Here is a 19,902-nt window from a genome sequence, read left to right on the forward strand (position 1 = left end):
CCCTCCTAAAGGAGGGGGAGTCCCACGGTCGCCCGTGAGGGTTCCTGCTTCAGCGCCGGTTGCCCGCCCGAGAGGACTCTCGTTGAGGTCTTACGCCAGCTCCACAGGCGTTTCAGCTCTCCGCAAGCCCTGCGGCGAGCACGTTCTTGGCCGCGTTCACGTCCCGATCATGGGATGCGCCGCAGGCGCACACCCACTCCCGCAGGTGCAACGGCATCTTCTCTTGCAAGGCTCCGCATGCCGAGCACAGCTTGGAGGAGGGCAACCAGCGGTCAACCGCGACGAAACTCCGCCCGTACCAGGCCGCCTTGTACTCCAGCATGGAGCGCAGTTCCCGCCAGGACGCATCCGAGATGGCGCGGGCCAGGCAGTGGTTCTTGACCATGTTGCGGACGGTCAGGTCCTCGACGGCGATCACTTGGTTCTCGCGAACAAGCCGTGTCGTGACCTTGTGCAGGTGGTCCCTCCTGCGGTCGGTGATGCGGGCGTACACCTTGGCGACCCGCAGTCTCGCCTTGGCCCGGTTCGCACTGCCCTTCTCTTTACGGGCCAGGGCCCGCTGCGCCTTGGCGAGTTTGCGCCGGTCGCGGCGCTCGTGGCGCGGGTTGACGATCTTCTCTCCTGTGGAGAGTGCGGCCAGCGCCGTGATCCCGGCGTCGATCCCCACATTCGACGCCACGGGCGGAAGCGGGCTGATCTTCTCCTCGACCAGGATCGAGACGAACCAGCGCCCGGCCGTGTCCTTCGACACGGTCACCGTGGACGGCTCCGCCCCTGGCGGCAGCGGACGCGACCACACAACCGCGAGCGGACTGTCCATCTTCGCCAGCGTCAGCGCGCCCTCTCGCCAGCGGAACGCCGAGCGGGTGTATTCCGCCGACAGTCGCGACCTCTTACGCGACTTGATGACAGGGTACTTGGCTCGCTTGGCGAAGAAGTTCGCGAACGCTGCCTGAAGGTGGCGAAGTGCCTGCTGAAGGGGGACGGACGACACCTCGGACAGGAAGTTGTAGTCGCCGCTGCGCTTCCGCTGCGTGAGGGCGGCCGACGATTCCACGTAGGAGATCCTGCGCCCTTCGATGGTGTAGGCGCGGCTGCGTTCTTCGAGGGCCTTGTTGTAGACGAGACGGACGCAGCCGAACGTACGGGCGAGCTCGGAAGCTTGCTCGGGGGTCGGGTTGAAGCGGTACTTGTAGGCCCGCTTCACGGTCCGCGCCACCCCTCACAATCTACCGCACGATCAGCTAAGAATCGTGTGCGTGTTCTATATACGCCCTGCTCCGCAGGGGTCCGGTTTTCACCCCCGCCTGAAGGCGGGGGTTTCCACGGAGGTTTCTGATGAGCGAGCCGGTGGTGGTCGTCGGGGCGGGACCGGTGGGTCAGACGGCCGCGCTGCTGCTGGCCCGCTGGGGACTGCCGGTCGTGGTGCTGGAGCGCCGCCGGGCGCGTGAGGCGGTCGGCTCCAAGTCGATCTGCCAGCAGCGCGACGTGCTCGACATCTGGGCGACGGTGGGCTGCGAGGCGATCGCGCGCGAGGGGCTGACCTGGACCACGGCGCGCACCTACCACCGCGACCGCGAGCTGTTCTCCTGGAGTTTCGTCGACGAGGGCCACCTGCCGCCGTTCGTCAACCTCTCGCAGACGCGGACGGAAGAGCTGCTCGACGAGCAGATCGCGAAAAATCCCGCGATACAGGTCCGGTGGGGGCACGAGGTCGTCGCCCTGGAGCAGGACGCCGACGGCGTGACCGTCACGACCCGGGCGGGCGGCACGGTCAGGGCCGGCCACGTCGTCCTGTGCGCGGGCGGCCGGGCCGACGGGCTGCGGCGCGGCCTCGGCGTCGCCTTCCCCGGCGAGGCCTACGACGACGAGTTCCTGATCTGCGACATCCGCGCCGACCTGCCCGGATGGGCGAGCGAGCGGCGCTTCTACTTCGACCCGCCCTGGAACCCCGGCCGCCAGGTGCTCATCCATCCCTGCCCCGGCGGCACGTTCAGGATCGACTGGCAGGTCCCGCCCGGCTACGACCCCGCCGCCGACGACCTCGACGCCCGGATCCGCCAGATCGTCGGCGCCGTGCCGTACGAGCTGCTCTGGCATTCGGTCTACCGTTTCCACTCCCGCGTGGCCGACCGGCTGCGCGCCGGACGGGTGCTGCTGGCGGGCGACGCGGCCCACCTCTACGCGCCGTTCGGCGCTCGCGGCCTGAACTCCGGCGTGGCCGACGCCGAGAACGCCGCCTGGAAGATCGCGTTCGTACGGCGGGGCCTGGCAGGGGAGGGCCTGCTGGAGAGCTACCACGCGGAACGGCACGCCGCAGCCCTGGAGAACCTGGAGGTCACCGCGGCGACCATGCGCTTCCTGGTGCCGCGCACCGGCGAGGAGATCGCCCGGCGGCACAGGATCCTCGAAGGGGCGGCCGAGGACCCCGGCCAGGTCGACTCAGGACGGCTGGCCGAGCCGTACTGGTACGTCGGCTCACCCCTGACGACACCGGAGCCGAGCAGGCCCTTCGAGGGCAGGCCGCCCAAGGGCGCGATGCCGCCGCCCGCTCCCGGGGTGCTGATGCCGCTGCGCGATCCGAGGCTGAGGAGGGTGGCGCGCACCGGCTTCACGCTGTTGCGCGGCCCGGGGTGCCCGCCGGACCTGGCGGGGGAGCCGGTGACGGTCCTGGACGACGTGGAGGGTCCTGAGCCGGGCGAGGCGTGGTTGCTGCGCCCGGACGCGCACATCGCCGCGATCCTGCCCGGAGCCACCGCCGAGACGGTGGCCCGGGCCCTGCGGACCGCACTGGGCCGGCCCTGATCAGCTCAGCGCGTTGGCCATGGCCACCACGATCGGGCCGAGCAGCGGCAGCACCACGTTGGAGAGCGCGTACACGATCGTGTACGCCATCAGCGGCGTGGTGTTGCCCGCCTGCTGCTGCACCGCGGTGATCGCGGGCGTGGAGCACTGCTGGCCCGCGACCGACCCGAGGGCCAGCGGCGCGGGCAGCTTCATCACCTTGAACGCCACGAACAGCGAGATGCAGGCGGGGATCAGGGTGATGAGGACGCCGGTGATCGGCAGCGCGAAGCCGAACTTCTGGATCAGCTGCACCGCGGCGGGACCGGACGACAGGCCCACCGCGCAGATGAACGTGGCCAGGCCCAGGTCCTTGATGACCGAGGCCGCCGCCGGGTCGTACTGGCCGATCTTCGGGTTCTTCGCCCTGATCCAGCCGAACAGCAGACCCGACAGCAGGCAGCCGCCGCCGGTGCCCAGCGACAGCGGGATGTCGCCGAGCGGGATGACGATCTTGCCGATGAGCATGCCCAGGATGACGCCGACGGCGATGAAGACGAAGTCCGCCTTCACCGCGGAGTTCAGCCGCACGCCGAAGCGCCCGGCGGCGGCGTCGACGTCCTTCTTGGCGCCCGAGATGCGGGCCACGTCGCCCGCGTTGACGGTCGTGCCCGGCTGGAGCGGCAGGCCCTGCTCCATACGGGTCAGGCCGGTCAGGTAGACGCCGGTGTGCTCCTGCGCGGCCTGGGCGCGCACCTCGCTCAGGGTGCGGCCGTTGACGTCCTTGCCGGTCAGCAGCACCTCGGCGACGTCGAGCTCCAGGTCCAGGCCCGAGGCGTCGGCCACTTCCGGCCCGATGACCGCGTAGGCCTGCACCAGGTCCGAGCGCAGGCCGTACAGGACCAGGACGTCGCCCTCGGCCAGGGCCGTGTCCGGCGTGGCGTCGACGATCTGCCCGGCGCGGCGCACCCGCTCGACGGTGGCCCGGCCGCCGAGCGCGCTCTCCACCTGGGAGATCGTCTGCCCGGCGGCGAGGGAGACCTCGTGGGCGCGGCCCACGACGCTGGGCAGCGCCGTGGTCGCGTCCTCGTCGACGTGGCCCTTGCTGAGCTGCTGCCACAGCTTGGCGGCCTCGTCGCGCAGGTTGAAGCGGAGGACGGCGGGCGCGATCTGCGAGGTCAGCAGCACGATCGTGATCAGGCCGCAGATGTAGGAGATGGAGTAGGCGGTGCCGACGTTGGCCTGCAGCGCCGAGATCTGCTCGGGCGGCAGGTCCAGCTTGGCGATGGCGTCGGTCGCGGTGCCGACCACGGCGGACTCGGTGGCGCCGCCGGCCATCAGGCCGGCCGCGGTGCCGATGTCGAGGTTCAGCACGACGATGGCGATCGCGGTGATCGACAGGACGGCGACGACCTCGATCAGCGTGAACCAGCCGTAGCGCAGGCTCTTCTTGTTGAGGCTGGCGAAGAACGACGGGCCGCTCATGTAGCCGAGGGTGAAGATGAACATCGCGAAGGCGATGTTCTTCACCTGGTCGTTGAGCGTGATCCCGCCGATCATGCCGACGAAGATCGCGACGATCAGCGTGCCCGCGATGCCGCCGAGCGACAGCCCCTTCACCTTGACCTTGCCGATGGCGTACCCGAGCGCCAGGCAGATGAAGAGGGCAATCTCCGGCGTGCTCTGCAGGAGATCCTTGAACCAGGTCATGACTTGTCGAATTCCGCCTTATAGCCCTCGACGACCTCGCGCAGCCAGGTGCCGATCTGGGCGTAGTCGTCCTGGGCGAGGTTGGCCAGGCTGACCCGGACGCTCCACTCGGGGCCGTCGAAGCCGCCGCCGTTGAGCAGTACGACCGAGCCCTTCTCGGCCAGGCGGAAGACCGGGTCGACCGGCTCGAAGTTCTGCTCGAGCCAGCCGGCGAACTCCTTGCCCCACGTCTTCTCGACGTAGTTGAGGATGTCGAGCTCGACGTAGTAGCGGGCGGCCAGCGGGTCGTCGGGCAGCGGCACGCCCATGCCCTCGGTCAGCGCCTTGAGCCGGCGGGCGATGACGGCCTGGCAGGTCTTCTTGTAGGTGTCGTCGGTGTCGAGCAGCGCGGCCAGCGAGAACAGCGACATCTGCACCTGCTGCGGCAGCGACAGCCCCGCGGTGTGGTTGAGCGCCACCTGCCGGGAGTCGGCGACGAGCCGGTCGACGAACTTGATGCCCGCCGGGTCCAGGCTGATGGTGCTGTAGCGGTCGCTCAGCCGGTCCTTGTCGGACTGCGGCAGGCCGGCCAGCTTGCCCTCGAAGATGTTGTCCTGGTTGACCGCGATGACGCCCAGGCGCCAGCCGGTGCAGCCGAAGTACTTGCTGAAGGAGTAGACGCCGATGGTGTTGCGCGGCGCGGTCGACATCAGCGAGCGGAAGCCGTTGACGAAGGTGCCGTAGACGTCGTCGGTGATGATCGTCAGGTCGGGGTTGCTGGTGGCGATGATGTTCTCGATGTGGTCGAGCGACTCCTGGGCCAGCATCACCGAGGGCGGGTTCGACGGGTTGACCAGGAACAGCGCCTTGACGTTCGGGTCGGCCAGCTTGTCGAGCTCGGCCTGGTCGTACTGCCAGGTGTGCAGGCCGTCCTTGTTCATCTTGGTGGCGGAGATCTCGACCGTCTTGAACTGGTAGCGCTCCAGGTGCGGGATCTCCAGGTACGGCGTGAAGATCGGCGTCATGATCGCGATGGTGTCCTCCGGGCGGAGGATGCCGTTGATGACGCAGGTGTCGAAGATGTAGCACATGGCCGCGGTGCCGCCCTCGACCGCGAACAGGTCGTACGGCTTGGCGGGCGCCTGGCCGGCGCACATCTCCTGCACGAGGTAGGCGTGGACGATCCGCTCGGCGTGGTGGAGCATGCGGTCGGGCTCCGGATAGTGGTCGCCGATGATCGCGTCGGCCAGCTCCCAGACGAAGGCGTCGGCGTCGAAGCCCAGGGTGCTCGTGCCGTACTCCACGGACTTGCGCAGCAACTCGGCGCCGGGCCGGTCCCGGTTGTCGTCGAGGAAGGCGCCGAAGCGGCCGGCGATGCCCTCCTGGGCGGGCATGCCGCCCAGGCCCTCGAACTCCGACCAGGTGCGCCGCGATTCGGCCAGGCCGAAGGAGCCGAGCAGGAAGAACGCCTCGCGTGGCTCGGTGGCGATCCAGTTCGGGTTGCCGCGCCCGGCGTTGAGCATGGTGTGCGCGGCCTTGTTGTCCTTGGCCAGGTCGATGAGCTCGTTCTTCAGCTCGAACGGGCTGAGCGCTTCCCACTTCTTCTCGGTCGCGCGGTCGGCCATGAGTTCCCCCTAAGACAATAGGGCGACGATGATCGTGCCCCAGATGGTGAGCAGTGTGTTGCCGATGGCGTAGGGCACCGTGTAGCCGAGCACCGGGACCTGGCTCTTGGCCGCGTCCGTGATGGCGCCGATCGACGCGGTGGTCGTGAAGGTCCCCGCGGTCACGCCCAGGTTGATGGGGGAGGGCCACTTGTAGATCAGCTTGCCGAGGGCGAGCGTGAAGAACATCGGCACCAGGGTGACGACCAGGCCGGCCAGCAGGAGGCTGACGCCCTCCTGCTTGAGCCCGGAGATGAAGTTGGGCCCGGCGGTGATGCCGGTGATGCCGACGAACAGGCACAGCCCGCCGGTGTTCATCAGCCACTCGGCGGCCGGGGGGAAGCGGCCCCACGTCGGGTGCTTGGAGCGCAGCCAGCCGAAGATCAGCCCCATGATGAGCGCGCCGCCGCTGGTGGTCAGGCCGATGTCGGCGCCCGCGATCGCGATGGTCGGGATGCCGATCAGGCCGCCCAGGAAGATGCCCAGGCCGACGAAGGAGAAGTCGGTCTCGTCGCTGGTGCGCAGCGGCTCGCCGACCTTCGGCACGGCTCGCTCGACCAGTTCGCGAGGCCCCTGGACGGTGACGGTGTCACCCACCCTGATCGGGGTGTTGCGGCCCAGCGGCATCTCGATGCCCGCCCGCATGATCTTGGTGATGAACAGGTCGCGCGCCTCGGCGTGCTCGGCCAGCTGCGACGGCGTGAGCCCGTCGGCCTCCTTGCGGGTGATCGCCACGTCGAGCGTCTCGATGTCGTAGTCGAGCAGCTGGGGGTCGTCGACCTCGGTGCCCGCGGCGGTCATCTCGCCCCGGATGAAGTCGGCGTGGTTGGCGGTGACCGTCACCACGTCGCCCGCCTGCAGCACGGTGTCCGGCGTGGTGAAGGCCACCGTGTCGCCGTGGCGGTAGCGGTGCAGGAAGATGCGCCGCCCGCGCGAGGCGGCCAGCGCCTCGAAGTCCTTGACCGCCGTCCCGGCCAGCTCCGAGCCGGCGGTGATGCGGTAGGTGCGCCGCTCAAGCCTGCGGTAGGCCGGGGCGTCGTCGGGGTCGAAGGAGGTGCCGAGCTCCTTCTCCAGCGCCCTGGAGTCGTCGACGAGGCTCTTGGAGCCCAGGAAGCGCCAGGCCAGCTGCGACAGGAAGTAGGCCGCCGCGGCCGTGCCGAACAGGTAGCAGACCGCGTAACCGACCGGGATCTGGTTGACGTAGGTCTGCTTCATGTCGGCGGGGATGGTGGTGGAGCCGTTGATGGCGTCAGTCGCCACGCCGATCACCGCCGACTGGGTCAGCCCGCCCGCGAGCAGCCCCGCGCCCCATCCGGGCCCGTAGCCCATCAGCACCGCCATGCCCCAGGCGACCAGGAGGCCGATCACGCAGCCGACGACTGAGATGATCACCTGCGGGATGCCGGTCTTCTTGAGCCCCGCGAAGAACTGCGGGCCGACCTTGAATCCCAGCGCGAACAGGAAGCCGATGAAGGCGACCGTCTTGACCAGGTCGGGGATGGTGATGTTCAGCTGCCCGATGAGGACCCCTGCGAGCAGGGTGCCGGTCACCGATCCCAGGACGATGCCCTTGACGCCGATGCGGCCGATGAAGAAGCCGAGCGCCATGGTGAGAAAGATCGCGAGTTCCGCGTGTTGCCGCAGCGCGTCAACGAACCACGACCACATGTGCCCCCCTGCCGGAACGGTCGGTGCGCAGGGGGATCACGCTTTGTCAGAGGTTCCCAGAAGTTGATCAGCCGAAACGTCGGATACCGTCACCCTCGTCCGTGGCAGCAGGCTCGCGCCGACCATGATGCCCAGGGCGATCGAGACCATCGTGATGACCGTGTCGAGCAGGTTCGCCAGGCCCGTGGCGTCCTGGCCGCTGATCAGCTCGCTCACCCCGGCCAGCCCGATCGATCCCGGCACCAGCATCCAGAACGACGGCAGGTAGAGCACCTGCGACGGGGTGTCGGTGCGGCGCTCGACGAGCATCGTGACGACAGGGATGACGAGGCCCGCCGCGAACGCGCCGAAGAAGCCGCCCGCCACCCCGGTCCCCGCGACCTGGACGGCGCGCTCGATCAGCAGGCACGCCAGCAGCCACGGCAGCACCCTGGGACGGGCCGAGTAGAAGATCAGGAAGCCGAGTCCGAGCAGGAGCACCCCGATCCAGGGCGCCCAGCCTCCGAGCCCGTCCTGGGCCGGCAGGGGCGCGGTGCGGTCGCCGCTGGCCAGCGTGCTGCCGACGAGGATGCCGAAGGCCAGCAGGAGCAGGACGTTGGCCGCCGAGGCCAGCCTGGCCATGCCGGAGATGATCGCGCCGGCGGCCAGCTCGATCGTGCCCATCGTCAGGGCCGCGCCCGGCAGGAAGGCGATCAGCGGCGGGATGAGCAGGTCCTCGGGGTTCATCTGGAGCAGCGGGCCGGCCCAGCGCATGGCCGTCCACGTCACCGCGGCGGCGGCCACCACCGGCATCGCCGTGGCCAGCGCGCGGAAGCGTGCCCCGAGCAGTTGCAGCACCCCGACGACGGCGCCCAGGGCGGCCCAGCCCAGCACCGCCGCCGGCGTCGGATGCTGGAGCAGGCCGAGGCCCACGGTCAGGATCGCGTACCCGGCGACGGAGAGGACGGGGCTGAGGCGGGTGGGCAGGTTCACCACCCTGGCCAGCGCCTCGCGTGCCTCGTCGATCGGCACCGTCCTGGCGCGCAGCCTGCGGACCAGGGAGTACAGCTCCTGCACCTGGTCCAGCCTGAGCTGCTCGCCGGTGACGGGCACGAAGTCCATCGCGACCGCGTCGCCCTCGCCGACGCGCACGAACAGGCCGGTGGGCACCACGAAGCAGCGGGCCCTGACGCCGTAGCGGGCGGCGACGTCGCCGAGCGTCGCCATCACCTCGGAGGTCAGCTCGCCGCCCTGCAGCAGCGCGCCGCCCAGCCGGCACAGCAGGTCGGCCAGGCCGCGGTTCCAGTCGGCGGCTCGGGTGGCTCCCGGCACCTCCTCGGTGACGTCCGGCACGACGTACGGCCCGACGAACCGGGCAGCGAGCCGCCTGAGCCGTTTCGTGAACCTGCCCGCCGCGTGCTTGGCGATCATGCCAGCCCCACCACCAGCCACATGAACGCCGCTCCCGCCACGGTCGCCATCAGGGTCCGCCGGGAGGAGGTGCCGGCGTGCGCCTGCGGCAGGATGTCGGCGGTGGCCAGGTACAGCAGGAAACCGGCGAAATACCCCAGATACAGCCCGATGGCCTCGGGCGGCAGCACGATCAGGGTGCCGACCACCGCGCCCGCCACGGGCGCCAGGGCGTCCAGGGCGAGCAGGACGAGCGCCCGGCTTCGCGCGTTGCCGTACAGGGTGGTGATCGTGAAGGTGTTGAACCCGTCGGCGAAGTCGTGGGCGATCACCGCGATGGCCACCGACAGCCCCAGCGCGGCACTGGCCTGGAAGCCGAGGCCGATGCCGAGCCCGTCGAGGAAACTGTGCCCGACCAGGCCCGAGGCGGTCAGCAGCCCCACCGACTCCAGCCCGTGGCGGTGGGCGCCGAAACGCTCCTCCTGGCCGCGGTGGACGGCCAGGGACCGCTCGATGATGTGCAGCGTGAGGAAGCCGCCGACCATGGTGAGCATCGCGGCGGGCACGCCGAAGACCTCCTGCCCGGCCGCCTCCAGCGCCTCGGGCAGCAGGTCGAAGCCCACGACGCCGAGCATCACCCCGGCCGCCAGGCCCAGCACGACCTGCCGGTGGGTGCCCACACGCAGCGCGATCAGCCCGCCCAGGAGCGTGGAGCAGCACGCGATCAGCGCCACCACAATCGCCATGCCGCCACTGTGCCCGCGCGCCCGCGAGGGCTCGCGTTGGCACGCGCCGCCTTTGCGGCTTCCTACCATGGTGCGGTGAGAACGCTTGACCGTCAGGAGTGGCAGGACCGGGCCGCGGCGCACGAACGCCGGGTCGACGGGTGGACCGCGGGACACCTCCAGCGACGCAAGGCCGGGCGTGCGCACCCGGTCGAGGACTTCCTGTTCACCTATTACGGCCAGCGCCCCGGACGGCTGCGCCAGTGGCATCCCGGCGCGGGCGTGCTCCTCCTGGAGGCCGTTGACTACGGCCCCGGCTACCTGAACGTGCCCGAGGGCGCGACCCTCGACGTGGCCGCGATCCTGCCCAAGCGCATGGCGCTGCTGGAGTACACGACCGCGCTGCTGGCCGCCACCGCCTCGCGTCCCGCGCAGCTCGGCTGTTTCGGCCTGCACGAATGGGCCATGGTCTACCGCACCGAGGAGATCCGGCACTCCTCCCAGCCGCTGCGCCTGCCTCCCGAGCGCATCGCCGAGGTGGTGGAGCGCAGGGGAGTGCGCTGCAGCCACTTCGACGCCTTCCGCTTCTTCACCGAGCCCGCCCGCCCGCTCAACGTGCTGCAGCCCACCAGGGAGGCGCAGGTGGAGCTGGAGCAGCCGGGCTGCCTGCACGCCAACATGGACCTGTACAAGTGGGCCTACAAGCTCTCGCCGCTGATCTCCAGCGACCTGGTGGCCGACTGCTTCGCGCTGGCCCGCGAGATCCGCGAGGTCGACATGCGGGCAAGCCCCTATGATCTGGCGGCGCTCGGCTACCGGCCGATCGCGATCGAGAGCGCCGAGGGCCGGACCGAATACGCCGCGACCCAGCGGGCCTTCTCCGAAAGGGCCGCGCCGTTGCGGGCGCGGCTGCTCGACGCGTGCCGCGACCTAATGAATCTAGATATTTCATGATGTGTCTGGTAGATATTTCGCGCTGATCAGAATGCACCCCCATTAATGGTCATTCCTTAAGGGCGAATAAATGCTGGCCGATGAACTTTTCCTGATCGCCTGGGACACCACCGGTTCGGGTAAGCCGCGGCTGCACGTCCAGGGAATCGCCCTCGGGCTCGCCGGCGCGCTCCTGGCGGAGCTCGTCATGCGCGGGCGCGTCGCCGTCCAGGACTCCCTCGTCAAGGTCACCGACGGGCGAGCGGTCGACGAGCGCGTCAGCGACAGAGTCCTCACCGACATGGCCGAATCGCCGCAGCACACCGATGTCCGTACCTGGCTGGCCTATCTGGCCCAGCGCTCCGTCACCGAGGTGAGCGGCCGGCTCATCCGCGAGGGCAGGCTGGAGCGCGAGGCGCCCAAGCTGCTCAAACGGCGCACCAGCCGCTACTACTCCCCGGACTTCGGGCACGCCATGTGGCCCAGAACCCGGCTCCACATGGCCCTGGTCCGCGGCCAGCCGCTGGCGGCGCACGACATGGCCCTGGCCGTGCTCGTCGACTCCTGCGGCATGACCGAGATCGTGGTCGACGACCCGGCCGAACGGAAGATCGCCCGGCGCTACCTGACAACCGTGCTGGCGGCGCTGCCGCGGCCGCTCAGCGACCTCGGCAGGCACGTCAACGCCGCGGTGGGCGACGCCGTGCTCACCTATCGCTCCTGAAACCCCCCAAGGAGACGTTCAACCATGCTCACCCGTGAATCCGGCGGACCAGGCCACGGGCCTGACCGCATCGCCGGCGCCCTGGCCGCCAACCGGCTCGGCGCGCCCTCGGTCGTCTACTTCGTCATGTCGGCCGCCGCACCGCTCACCGTCGTCGCGGGTGTGCTGCCCACGGCCATCGCCGCCACCGGCATCACCGGCCTGCCCATCGCCTTCATCGCCATCGGCCTGGTGCTGGCGCTGTTCTCCGTCGGCTACGTCGCCATGGCCCGCCACATGGCCAACGCCGGCGCCTTCTACACCTACATCAGCCGCGGCCTGGGCCGGCCCGCCGGCGTGCCGGCCGCCTGGGTGGCCATCCTCGCCTACAACGGCCTGGCCGTCGGCGCCTTCTTCATGCTCGGCGTGCAGACCTCGGCGCTGCTGGAGGGCTGGCTCGGCGCCGCCATCCCGTGGTGGGCCTTCGCCCTGCTGGCCTGGGCCGTGGTCGCGGCGCTCGGCGTGCTGCGCGTCGACGTCAACGGCAAGCTGCTGGCCGTCCTGCTGACCGCCGAGGTCGCCATCATCCTGCTGTTCAACCTGGGCGACCTGATCAACCCGTCGCCCGCCGGGCTGACGCTGGAGACGCTCTCGCCCGGCCTGCTGTTCACCGAAGGCGTCGCGCCGCTGATCGTCATCGCCACGCTCGGCTTCGTCGGCTTCGAGGCCGCCGTAGTCTTCTCCGAGGAGAGCCGCGAGCCGCGCCGTACGGTGCCGCTGGCCACCTACGCCTCCGTCGCCATCATCGCCGGCCTCTACGCCCTGTCGGCGTGGGCGCTGTCGGTGGCCACCGGGCCGGCCAACCTGGTGGCGGCCGCCCAGAAGGACGGCCCAGAGATGATCTTCGTCCTGGGTGGGGCGCACTTCGGCGGCGTCGTCGTCGACATCGCCCGCGTGCTGTTCATCACCAGCCTGCTGGCCGCCTGCATCTCCTTCCACAACACCATCGCCCGCTACCTGTTCGCCCTCGGCCGCGAGCGCATCATCCCGGACGCCTTCGGCCGCACCAGCCTGCGGACCGGCGCGCCGCGCACCGCCTCCATCGCCCAGAGCACGCTGGCGCTCGTCGTCATCCTGGCGGTCTGGCTGCTCGGAGCCGACCCGATCCAGGCCTTCTTCGTCGGCGGCGCCACCGGCGGCGCGGGCGTGCTCCTGCTGCTGTTCGTGACCGCCGTGGCCGTCATCGCCTTCTTCGCGCGCGAACCCGGCGGCGAGAGCCTCTGGCACCGGCTGATCGCCCCGGTCCCGGCCGCGCTGATCCTGGCCGTGATGGCCTTCATCGCCTTCACCAACTTCGAGGCGCTGCTCGGCGTCCCCGAGGGCGACCCGCTGGCCATGATCATCCCGATCGTCTACGCCGCCGTCGCCGTCATCGGCGTGGTGTGGGCGCTGATCCTGCGCTCGACCCAGCCCGGCGTCTACGCCCTGGTGGGCATGGGGGCCAAGGCCGCCACCGCCAAGGAGTCGGCTCGCTGACCCGCGCCCTGCCGCGTCACCAGGCCCTGGAGCCGTTCGAGTGGGCGGACGGCACGCCGTTCTGGCGGCCCGTTCCCTCGGCCGTGTGAGAACCGGTGCCGGTCAGCGAGCGCACGGCCAGGTCGTCGTAGCGCTCCTGATCGGCCTTCTCCCTGCTGAGCCTGGTGCCGAGGTAGGCGCACAGGAAGCCGATCGGGATGGAGAACAGGCCGGGGTTCTCCATCGGGAACAGGTGGAAGTCGACGCCCGCGGGGAACAACGACAGGCTGTCGCCCTTGGCGTCGACCTTGCCCGAGACCACGGGGGAGAGGAAGACCAGCAGCAGCGAGCTGGACAGCCCGCCGTAGATGCCCGCGACCACGCCGGTGGAGTTGAACCGCTTCCAGAACAGCGACAGCACGATCGCCGGCAGGTTGGCCGAGGCGGCCATCGCGAAGGCCAGCGCGACCAGGAAGGCCACGTTCTGGTTGCGCGCCACCACCGCCAGCACCACCGCGAACAGGCCGATCACGAAGGCGGACACGCGGGCCACGCCGACCTCCTGCGACTCGCGGGGACGGCCGAACATCAGCACGTGGCCGAAGTAGTCGTGGGCCAGCGACGTGGAGGCCGCCATCACCAGGCCCGAGACGACCGCCAGGATGGTGGCGAAGGCGACCGCCCCGATGAAGGCCAGCAGCAGGTCACCGCCGACCGGGCCGCCGATGTGCTCGCCGAGCACGTGCGCCAGCTGCAGGGCCGCGGTGTTGCCGCTGGGATCCTGGGCGGTGATGCGCTCGTGGCCGACCAGCGCGGTGGCGCCGAAACCCAGGGCCAGCGTCATCAGGTAGAACACGCCCACCAGGCCGATCGCCCAGTTGACGCTCGTGCGGGCGGCACGGGCGTCGGGGACGGTGAAGAAGCGGCTGACGATGTGCGGCAGGCCTGCCGTGCCGAGGACCAGGGCCAGCGCCAGGCTGATGAAGTCGAGTTTGTTGATGATGGTGGCGACCGGGTCGCCCTCGACCTCGCGCCCGTACCTGTTGCCCGCGTTGAGGAAGTTCTCCTGGCCGCTGGCCTTGGCCGCCTCGCCCAGCATGTCGCTGAGGTTGAAGCCGAAGCGGCCCAGCACCAGGGCGGTCAGCACGATCGTGCCGCCCATCAGCAGCACGGCCTTGATGATCTGCACCCAGGTGGTGCCCTTCATGCCGCCGAAGCTGACGTAGAAGACCATCATCGCGCCGACCACGATGATCGTGACGGCTCTGGCCGTACCTCCCTCCAGTCCGAGCAGGAGCGAGACCAGAGCGCCCGCGCCCACCATCTGGGCCAGCAGGTAGAACACGCTCACGGTCACCGTCGAGACCACCGCGGCGGTGCGGACCTTGGGCTGCCTGCGCACCCGGTGCGACAGCACGTCGGCCATGGTGAAGCGGCCGGCGTTGCGCATCAGCTCGACCAGCAGCAGCGTCAGCAGCCAGGCGACCAGGAAGCCGATGGAGTACAGGAAACCGTCGTAGCCCGACAGGGCGATGATGCCCGCGATGCCCAGGAACGAGGCGGCCGACATGTAGTCGCCCGCCAGCGCCAGGCCGTTCTGCGGCCCGGAGAAGGCCCGGCCGCCGGCGTAGAAGTCGGTGGCGTTGCGGGTGTTGGCGCGCGCCCAGAAGGTGACGCCCAGGGTGATCAGGATGAACACCACGAACAGCCCGAAGGTCAGCAGGTGGCCGCCGGTCATCGAAGTCCTCCGGAGCTGCGGCGGTGGCGGGCGGGGCGCGGCGGCGCCGCCCAGGTCTCGATCCTGCGGCGCTCGGCCATGATGCGCTCGATGTTCTCCATCTCGGCGCGGTGCTGCTCGGCCTCGTCGCGCAGCTGCTGCGAGAGCGGGTCGAGCATGCGGCGGGCGTAGCGGGTGTAGCGCCAGGCCAGGTAGAAGGTCGAGACGAACTGCAGGATGCCGAGCAGGAGCGCGACGTTGATATGGCCGAAGGCGGGGCGCGCCATGAAGTCACGGGCGAATGCCGAAAGAATGATATAGACGAAATACCAGCCCAAAAACGACACGACGATGCTGATCGCCAAACGTTTGAATCGCGTTTTTAACAGACGAAAGCGTCGATCCTGCGCTAAACCGGCATAACTGTGCCGCCCTCCCACGGATCCTCCCCTGATCACGCTGCGTGGCTGGCTAACTCCGCAACGATAAGGGGAACAGGTCACTGTTTGCCGGGAAATCCCGGAAAGACCTGAGCGATCTGCCGCGCGGTGGCCATCAGCAGCTCGGCCAGCCGCGGAAGCTCCTTGGCCCGATGCGAGGAGAGCACGATCCCGACCGCCGCGAGCGGGCGGCCGTCGATGACGATCGGGGCCGCGACCGAGCACGATCCGAGCGTCATCTCCTCATACGTCAGCGCGTACCCCTGCCTCTTCGTCTGCTGCAGCTCGCGCATGAGCCTGCCCGGCTCGGTGATCGTGTGGCGGGTCGGCCGCTCCAGCTCGCGCCTGAGGTAGGCCTGGACGAACCACTCCGGCTCGAAGGCCAGCAGCGCCTTGCCGACCCCCGTCGGGTGCATCGGCAGCCGCCCGCCCTCGCGCGAGGCCAGGGGTACGGCACGCCTGCCGTACAGGTGGTGCACGTAGAGCACCTCCATGCCGTCGCGGACGGCCAGGTGCACGTTCTCCCCGGTGACCGTGAACAGCTCCTGCAGCCACGGATGGGCGACCTGCTGCAGGTGGCCGGGGGCCAGCCGGCCCAGCTCCCAGAGCCGCAGGCCGACGTGGTAGCGGCCGTCGGGGCCCCTCGTCAGCGCCTTCCACGCCTCGAGCTCGGCCACCAGCCGGTGCACCGTGCTCAGCGGCAGCTCGCTGCGCCTGGCCAGCTCGGTCAGGGTGAGCGCCGGGTGATCGCCGTCGAAGGCGCCCAGGATCGCCAGCACCTTGGAGGTGACCGTCCGGCCGCCCTCTCGCGCCCCGCCTGCCATCGGTTTCCGCTCAGTAGAAGTCCGCCCTACTGTAACGCGCCACTCCGGGTCGATGCTCTCCCTCATGCGCACTCAAGTCGGAATCGTGGGAGCCGGCCCCGCCGGGCTGCTGCTCTCCCACCTGCTCGCCCAGCGGGGCATCTCCTCGGTCGTGCTCGAGAAGCACAGCCGCTCCTACGTCGAGAGCCGGGTGCGGGCCGGAGTGCTCGAACAGGGCACCGTCGACACCCTGGTGGAGGCGGGGGCGGGGGAGCGGCTGCTGCGCGAGGGCCTGGTCCACCGGGGCATCGAACTGCGCTACGGCGGGGCGGGACACCGCATCGCCTTCGACAAGCTCGTCCCCGGCCGCGCGATCACGGTGTACGGCCAGCAGGAGGTGGTCAAGGACCTCATCGCCCTCGACCCCTCGCGCGTGCGCTTCGAGGTCTCCGGCGTCGCCGTGCACTCCCTGGAGGACTCGCCCGCCATCACCTTCGACGGCGGGCGCGTCGAGTGCGACTTCATCGCCGGGTGCGACGGCTTCCACGGCATCACCCGCCCGTCGGTCCCCGACGGCGTGCTGACGACCTTCGAACGCGCCTACCCGTTCTCCTGGCTCGGCATCCTGGCCAGGGTCTCGCCGTCGGCCGAGGAGCTCATCTACGCCGCCACCCCGCGCGGCTTCGCGCTGCACTCCATGCGCTCACCCACGATCAGCCGCTTCTACCTGCAGGTCTCGTCGGCGGACACGCTGGAGTCGTGGCCCGCCGACCGCATCTGGTCCGAACTGCGCGCCCGCCTCGAGACCGTGCCCGGCTTCACGCTGGAGGCCGGCGAGATCATCGAGTCCGGCATCACCCCCATGCGCAGCTTCGTGACGGAACCCATGCAGTACGGCAGGCTCTACCTCGCCGGCGACGCCGCCCACATCGTGCCGCCCACCGGCGCCAAGGGCCTCAACCTGGCCGTCGCCGACGTCCGCGTGCTCACGGCGGCGCTGGCCCGGTTCTACGAGGAAGGCTCCTCCGACGCGCTCGACGCCTACTCGGCCGACTGCCTCCAGCGTGTGTGGCGCGCCCAGCACTTCTCCTGGTGGATGACCACGCTGCTGCACACCTTCGACACCGACGACCCCTACGCCCAGCGCCTGCAGACCTCCTACCTCGACTACGTCACCTCCTCCGAGGCCGCCGCCACCACGCTGGCGGAGAACTACGTCGGACTCCCATACGGATGGGGGGTACAGTAAGGGCTCATGCACACGTTTTCCGGCACCGTCAAGGGCATGACCTGCGGCCACTGCGTCAGCTCGGTCAAGGAAGAGGTCGGTGAGCTCGCCGGCGTCACCGCCGTCGACGTCGACCTGGCCAGCGGCACCCTGACCGTCGAGAGCTCGGCCCCGCTCACCGCCGACGCCGTACGATCCGCCGTCGAGGAAGCGGGCTACGAACTGACCGGCTGACCGTTCGCCTCGCACCACTGCGCCCACGTCAGGCGCCCGCCGTCGAGCTCCTTGGCATGGAAGGAGCTCCACGACGTCTGGTTCGGGCCGGGCGCCGAAGGCGCGGTCGCGAAGAACGCGCCCGCCTCCTTGCGCAGCCAGGGCTCCAGATCGTCGACGCCGTCGAGCGTCCAGGCGCGGGCGTGGTAGACCAGATGCCCGCCGTGCGTGTCGCGCTCGGCCAGCCCCATGAACGGCGCCCACGGCCCGCTCCGCGTCCAGCTGTTGCGCACCCGCATCGCCCCCTCCGGAATGCCCTCCGCCCGGCCGCGCGCCTCCTGCTGGTTCACGTAGAAGTCGAACATCTCCATCGTCGTGTAGACGCCCCCCTGAAGGCCGAAATCATCGGCAAGCGTCTCCAGCAGATCGGTGCGTGGCGGGATGTCCATGCTCCACACCCAGTCCTCGTGCACCTCACGGCACGGGAAACCCCTGAAGTCGGGGGTGATGGGGAAGGGGCCCAGGTTCACCGCGTCGTTGTTGATCGGCACCACCGGATAGACCCTGCCGTCGAGCGGATTCGCCCACTCGCGCAGCGGCGTGGAGGGGTCGGCGGGGTCGGTGTAGCAGACGAACTCCCGGGTGAGCACGTGCAGGAGGTTGCTGTCCGGCTCGCGGTGCAGCCTGCGGATGTTGTAACCCTCCATGCCGAACAGCTTCTGGCCATGGCGGATCGCGGGGGCCAGCGCGTCGGCGGGCACGCGCGCGTAGACGGAGCCGGACATGCGGTAGAGCATGTCGCGCCCGTCGGGGCGGCCCATCGCCTGGAGGAAGGCCCTGGCTTTGACATCGGTGACGAGCTCGTAGAGGGGGGCGGGGTCGGTGGGGGAGAAGTCCGTCATGGGGACAGGGTGTCATAAAGATCGCTGGAGATGGGCTACTCGAACCAGCCCACCGACCAGCGGATGAACCTGTTGTTCGGCGACACGGCGCTCTCCAGCTTCAACGTGATCCTCGCCGGGCCTCGTTCCACGGACATCGCCATGGGGTAGGTCTGGCCCTTCTCCCAGACCGCGCAGTCGCCCGAGCTGCCCGTATCCCGGCCGTTGCGGAAGACGCGGAAACGCAGCTGCCTGGACAACGCGCCGGAACACAGCTTGTCGAAGCCGAACCGGCCCTTGCCGGTGGAGGTGAACGACACCTCCTTGTCGCGCGGGTAGACGCCGCTGTCGGTGCGCACGAGTTGCCAGCCGCCGGCGGTCGAGGGGAAGGCGCGCGGAGGGCCGGGGATGATCGGTTCGGCGGGTGGGGTCCATTCGTAGACGGCGATGTCCCAGGCGGTCGGATCAGGGGTCGGGGGAGCCGTCGAGGGCTTGCAACCCTTGCCGGGGGTGCAGTTGGGCATGGCGTGGGCCTGGGGCGTGAGGGTGATGGTGGCCGTCGCGGCGCCGGGGCGGGTGTCGGGCAGCGGCCAGCGCAGCATCTCGGTCGTCGTGCACGGAGGGAAGCCGGGCGGCACGGGCCGCCGGTCGAGGGTGACGGCGAGGCTGACCCGGGCGTCCCGCGCCGTCTCGCGGCACTTGACCGCGACTTCCAGGGGCCGCCCCGACAGGGCGACCGTGATCGACAGCTTCCTGTCCTCCGGTACGGCCAGGCGGGCCGTTTCGAGGCGGCTGTACTCGACCCCGTCATCGGCGGTGTAGCGCTCGGGGAAGGGCGAGGCAGGCGCCGTGGCGATCTCGGTGTTCCGGGCCGGCGTCAGGATGTACGGCAAAGCGAGCAGGACGGCCGCCACGCCTGCCGTTCCGGACAACACCGCGGCGCGGCGCACGCGGCGGCGGCGCACGCGGGTCATCACGCCGGCGAGCCGCGCCGGGTTGACCGGGGAGGGTCCGGCATGCTCGTCGAGGAGGTCGCGCAGCTCGCTCATGGGTGCAACTCCTTCACGATCGTCTCGTCCACCCGCAGCTTGGCCAGGGCCTTGGCGCTCTGGCTCTTGACCGTGCCGATCTGGCAGCCCAGGATCTCGGCGACCTCGGCCACCGGCAGGTCCTCGTAGAAACGAAGTACGACCACGGCGCGCTGCCGGGCGGGCAGGCGGCCCAGGGCGCGCCAGAGGGCGTCGCGCCGGTCGAGGCCGCCCGCCGCGTCGGGGGAGCCGGCGTCGGGCAGGGCGTCGCTGGGCAGCTCGCGGCGCCACCGGCGCCGCCACCACGAGGTGTGGGTGGTGACCAGGACACGCCGCACGTACGCCTCGGGATCGTCGATGCGCTTCCAGGCGAACCAGGCCTTGGCCAGGGACTCCTGCAGCAGATCTTCCGCGAGCGCCCAGTCCTGGGTCAGCATGAACGCGGTGCGCAGTAACCGGTCGGACCGGGTGGCGACAAAATCCGGGTATATCGAGCGATCAGGCAAGTGTTCCTCCAAACCG

At 70.0% G+C, this 19,902-nt stretch carries 17 protein-coding genes and 1 pseudogene; 6 read left to right on the forward strand and 12 right to left on the reverse strand.

All coding sequences use genetic code 11. The features are described 5' to 3' along the window. Nucleotides 1-5 precede the first annotated feature (5 nt). Nucleotides 6-1,219 (reverse strand): annotated as a pseudogene (locus HNR30_RS11650) (RNA-guided endonuclease InsQ/TnpB family protein). Nucleotides 1,220-1,338: 119 nt separating this feature from the next. Between HNR30_RS11650 and HNR30_RS11655 the strand changes: the two are divergent. Then, nucleotides 1,339-2,805, forward strand: coding sequence for an FAD-dependent monooxygenase (locus HNR30_RS11655; protein WP_181609767.1), 1,467 nt, complete (start codon nucleotides 1,339-1,341; stop codon nucleotides 2,803-2,805). Here HNR30_RS11655 and aspT (HNR30_RS11660) read toward each other — a convergent pair whose 3' ends face one another. From aspT (HNR30_RS11660) to HNR30_RS11680, 5 genes are read right to left on the reverse strand one after another with little or no spacing between them, the layout of a single operon-like run. Next, nucleotides 2,806-4,494, reverse strand: coding sequence for an aspartate-alanine antiporter (aspT, locus tag HNR30_RS11660; protein WP_181609768.1), 1,689 nt, complete (start codon nucleotides 4,492-4,494; stop codon nucleotides 2,806-2,808). Beyond that, nucleotides 4,491-6,098 carry a bifunctional aspartate transaminase/aspartate 4-decarboxylase gene (locus HNR30_RS11665; RefSeq protein WP_181609769.1) on the reverse strand — a complete coding sequence of 536 codons (1,608 nt, stop codon included), beginning with the start codon at nucleotides 6,096-6,098 and terminating at the stop codon, nucleotides 4,491-4,493. Before HNR30_RS11665 ends, aspT (HNR30_RS11660) begins: the two co-directional genes overlap by 4 nt. Nucleotides 6,099-6,107: 9 nt before the next feature. After that, nucleotides 6,108-7,805, reverse strand: a complete 1,698-nt coding sequence (aspT, locus tag HNR30_RS11670) for an aspartate-alanine antiporter (RefSeq protein WP_181609770.1) — start codon at nucleotides 7,803-7,805, stop codon at nucleotides 6,108-6,110. Between the two features lie 36 nt (nucleotides 7,806-7,841). After that, entirely contained in the window at nucleotides 7,842-9,215 is a 1,374-nt protein-coding gene (locus tag HNR30_RS11675; protein WP_181609771.1) for a threonine/serine exporter family protein, read from the reverse strand. After that, nucleotides 9,212-9,940 carry a ZIP family metal transporter gene (locus tag HNR30_RS11680; protein WP_181609772.1) on the reverse strand — a complete coding sequence of 243 codons (729 nt, stop codon included), beginning with the start codon at nucleotides 9,938-9,940 and terminating at the stop codon, nucleotides 9,212-9,214. Before HNR30_RS11680 ends, HNR30_RS11675 begins: the two co-directional genes overlap by 4 nt. 75 nt (nucleotides 9,941-10,015) lie before the next feature. Here HNR30_RS11680 and HNR30_RS11685 point away from each other — a divergent pair, with 75 nt between their 5' ends. The 3 genes from HNR30_RS11685 to HNR30_RS11695 all read left to right on the forward strand — a co-directional run bounded on the left by HNR30_RS11685 (nucleotide 10,016) and on the right by HNR30_RS11695 (nucleotide 13,091). Then, on the forward strand, nucleotides 10,016-10,873 hold the full coding sequence (locus HNR30_RS11685) for a 3-methyladenine DNA glycosylase (protein WP_181609773.1): 858 nt from the start codon (nucleotides 10,016-10,018) through the stop codon (nucleotides 10,871-10,873). A 70-nt stretch (nucleotides 10,874-10,943) separates the two neighbouring features. Further along, nucleotides 10,944-11,576 carry a GOLPH3/VPS74 family protein gene (locus HNR30_RS11690; RefSeq protein ID WP_181609774.1) on the forward strand — a complete coding sequence of 211 codons (633 nt, stop codon included), beginning with the start codon at nucleotides 10,944-10,946 and terminating at the stop codon, nucleotides 11,574-11,576. Between the two features lie 24 nt (nucleotides 11,577-11,600). Then, nucleotides 11,601-13,091, forward strand: a complete 1,491-nt coding sequence (locus HNR30_RS11695; RefSeq protein WP_181609775.1) for an APC family permease — start codon at nucleotides 11,601-11,603, stop codon at nucleotides 13,089-13,091. A gap of 16 nt (nucleotides 13,092-13,107) precedes the next feature. Here HNR30_RS11695 and HNR30_RS11700 read toward each other — a convergent pair whose 3' ends face one another. The 3 genes from HNR30_RS11700 to HNR30_RS11710 form a co-directional block, all read right to left on the reverse strand. Continuing rightward, nucleotides 13,108-14,808, reverse strand: a complete 1,701-nt coding sequence (locus HNR30_RS11700) for a monocarboxylic acid transporter (protein ID WP_181609776.1) — start codon at nucleotides 14,806-14,808, stop codon at nucleotides 13,108-13,110. Continuing rightward, on the reverse strand, nucleotides 14,805-15,152 hold the full coding sequence (locus HNR30_RS11705) for a DUF485 domain-containing protein (protein WP_246378023.1): 348 nt from the start codon (nucleotides 15,150-15,152) through the stop codon (nucleotides 14,805-14,807). The genes HNR30_RS11700 and HNR30_RS11705 overlap by 4 nt, the downstream gene beginning before the upstream one ends. 134 nt (nucleotides 15,153-15,286) lie before the next feature. After that, nucleotides 15,287-16,051, reverse strand: a complete 765-nt coding sequence (locus HNR30_RS11710; RefSeq protein WP_181609778.1) for an IclR family transcriptional regulator — start codon at nucleotides 16,049-16,051, stop codon at nucleotides 15,287-15,289. Between the two features lie 64 nt (nucleotides 16,052-16,115). Here HNR30_RS11710 and HNR30_RS11715 point away from each other — a divergent pair, with 64 nt between their 5' ends. Next, nucleotides 16,116-17,279 carry a 4-hydroxybenzoate 3-monooxygenase gene (locus HNR30_RS11715; RefSeq protein WP_181609779.1) on the forward strand — a complete coding sequence of 388 codons (1,164 nt, stop codon included), beginning with the start codon at nucleotides 16,116-16,118 and terminating at the stop codon, nucleotides 17,277-17,279. Nucleotides 17,280-17,285: 6 nt separating this feature from the next. Continuing rightward, complete coding sequence (locus HNR30_RS11720) at nucleotides 17,286-17,492, forward strand: heavy-metal-associated domain-containing protein (RefSeq protein WP_181609780.1); 207 nt, start codon at nucleotides 17,286-17,288, stop codon at nucleotides 17,490-17,492. Here the strand turns inward: HNR30_RS11720 and HNR30_RS11725 are convergent. Genes HNR30_RS11725 through HNR30_RS11735 form a run of 3 tightly spaced genes read right to left on the reverse strand, consistent with a single transcriptional unit; the run spans nucleotide 17,474 to nucleotide 19,886 of the window. Beyond that, nucleotides 17,474-18,373: a DUF1838 family protein gene (locus HNR30_RS11725; RefSeq protein WP_181609781.1), complete on the reverse strand. Its 900-nt coding sequence runs from the start codon at nucleotides 18,371-18,373 to the stop codon at nucleotides 17,474-17,476. The two genes, HNR30_RS11720 and HNR30_RS11725, sit on opposite strands and share 19 nt — an antisense overlap. A gap of 35 nt (nucleotides 18,374-18,408) precedes the next feature. Continuing rightward, nucleotides 18,409-19,401 carry a hypothetical protein gene (locus HNR30_RS11730; protein ID WP_181609782.1) on the reverse strand — a complete coding sequence of 331 codons (993 nt, stop codon included), beginning with the start codon at nucleotides 19,399-19,401 and terminating at the stop codon, nucleotides 18,409-18,411. Further along, nucleotides 19,398-19,886 (reverse strand): SigE family RNA polymerase sigma factor, encoded by a 489-nt coding sequence (locus tag HNR30_RS11735; RefSeq protein ID WP_181609783.1) that lies wholly within the window; start codon nucleotides 19,884-19,886, stop codon nucleotides 19,398-19,400. Before HNR30_RS11735 ends, HNR30_RS11730 begins: the two co-directional genes overlap by 4 nt. Nucleotides 19,887-19,902 lie beyond the last annotated feature (16 nt).

This window comes from Nonomuraea soli (assembly GCF_013761175.1).
Lineage (GTDB): Bacteria > Actinomycetota > Actinomycetes > Streptosporangiales > Streptosporangiaceae > Nonomuraea > Nonomuraea soli.

Excerpts from the sequence above, each read along its gene's own strand:
- HNR30_RS11710 (WP_181609778.1), bottom strand. The coding sequence starts at position 16,051 with ATGGCAGGCGGGGCGCGAGAGGGCGGCCGGACGGTCACCTCCAAGGTG.
- HNR30_RS11675 (WP_181609771.1), bottom strand. The coding sequence starts at position 9,215 with ATGATCGCCAAGCACGCGGCGGGCAGGTTCACGAAACGGCTCAGGCGG.
- HNR30_RS11720 (WP_181609780.1), top strand. The coding sequence starts at position 17,286 with ATGCACACGTTTTCCGGCACCGTCAAGGGCATGACCTGCGGCCACTGC.
- HNR30_RS11680 (WP_181609772.1), bottom strand. The coding sequence starts at position 9,940 with ATGGCGATTGTGGTGGCGCTGATCGCGTGCTGCTCCACGCTCCTGGGC.
- HNR30_RS11690 (WP_181609774.1), top strand. The coding sequence starts at position 10,944 with ATGCTGGCCGATGAACTTTTCCTGATCGCCTGGGACACCACCGGTTCG.
- aspT (WP_181609768.1), bottom strand. The coding sequence starts at position 4,494 with ATGACCTGGTTCAAGGATCTCCTGCAGAGCACGCCGGAGATTGCCCTC.
- HNR30_RS11655 (WP_181609767.1), top strand. The coding sequence starts at position 1,339 with ATGAGCGAGCCGGTGGTGGTCGTCGGGGCGGGACCGGTGGGTCAGACG.
- HNR30_RS11665 (WP_181609769.1), bottom strand. The coding sequence starts at position 6,098 with ATGGCCGACCGCGCGACCGAGAAGAAGTGGGAAGCGCTCAGCCCGTTC.
- HNR30_RS11700 (WP_181609776.1), bottom strand. The coding sequence starts at position 14,808 with ATGACCGGCGGCCACCTGCTGACCTTCGGGCTGTTCGTGGTGTTCATC.
- HNR30_RS11715 (WP_181609779.1), top strand. The coding sequence starts at position 16,116 with ATGCGCACTCAAGTCGGAATCGTGGGAGCCGGCCCCGCCGGGCTGCTG.
- HNR30_RS11725 (WP_181609781.1), bottom strand. The coding sequence starts at position 18,373 with ATGACGGACTTCTCCCCCACCGACCCCGCCCCCCTCTACGAGCTCGTC.
- aspT (WP_181609770.1), bottom strand. The coding sequence starts at position 7,805 with ATGTGGTCGTGGTTCGTTGACGCGCTGCGGCAACACGCGGAACTCGCG.
- HNR30_RS11730 (WP_181609782.1), bottom strand. The coding sequence starts at position 19,401 with ATGAGCGAGCTGCGCGACCTCCTCGACGAGCATGCCGGACCCTCCCCG.
- HNR30_RS11695 (WP_181609775.1), top strand. The coding sequence starts at position 11,601 with ATGCTCACCCGTGAATCCGGCGGACCAGGCCACGGGCCTGACCGCATC.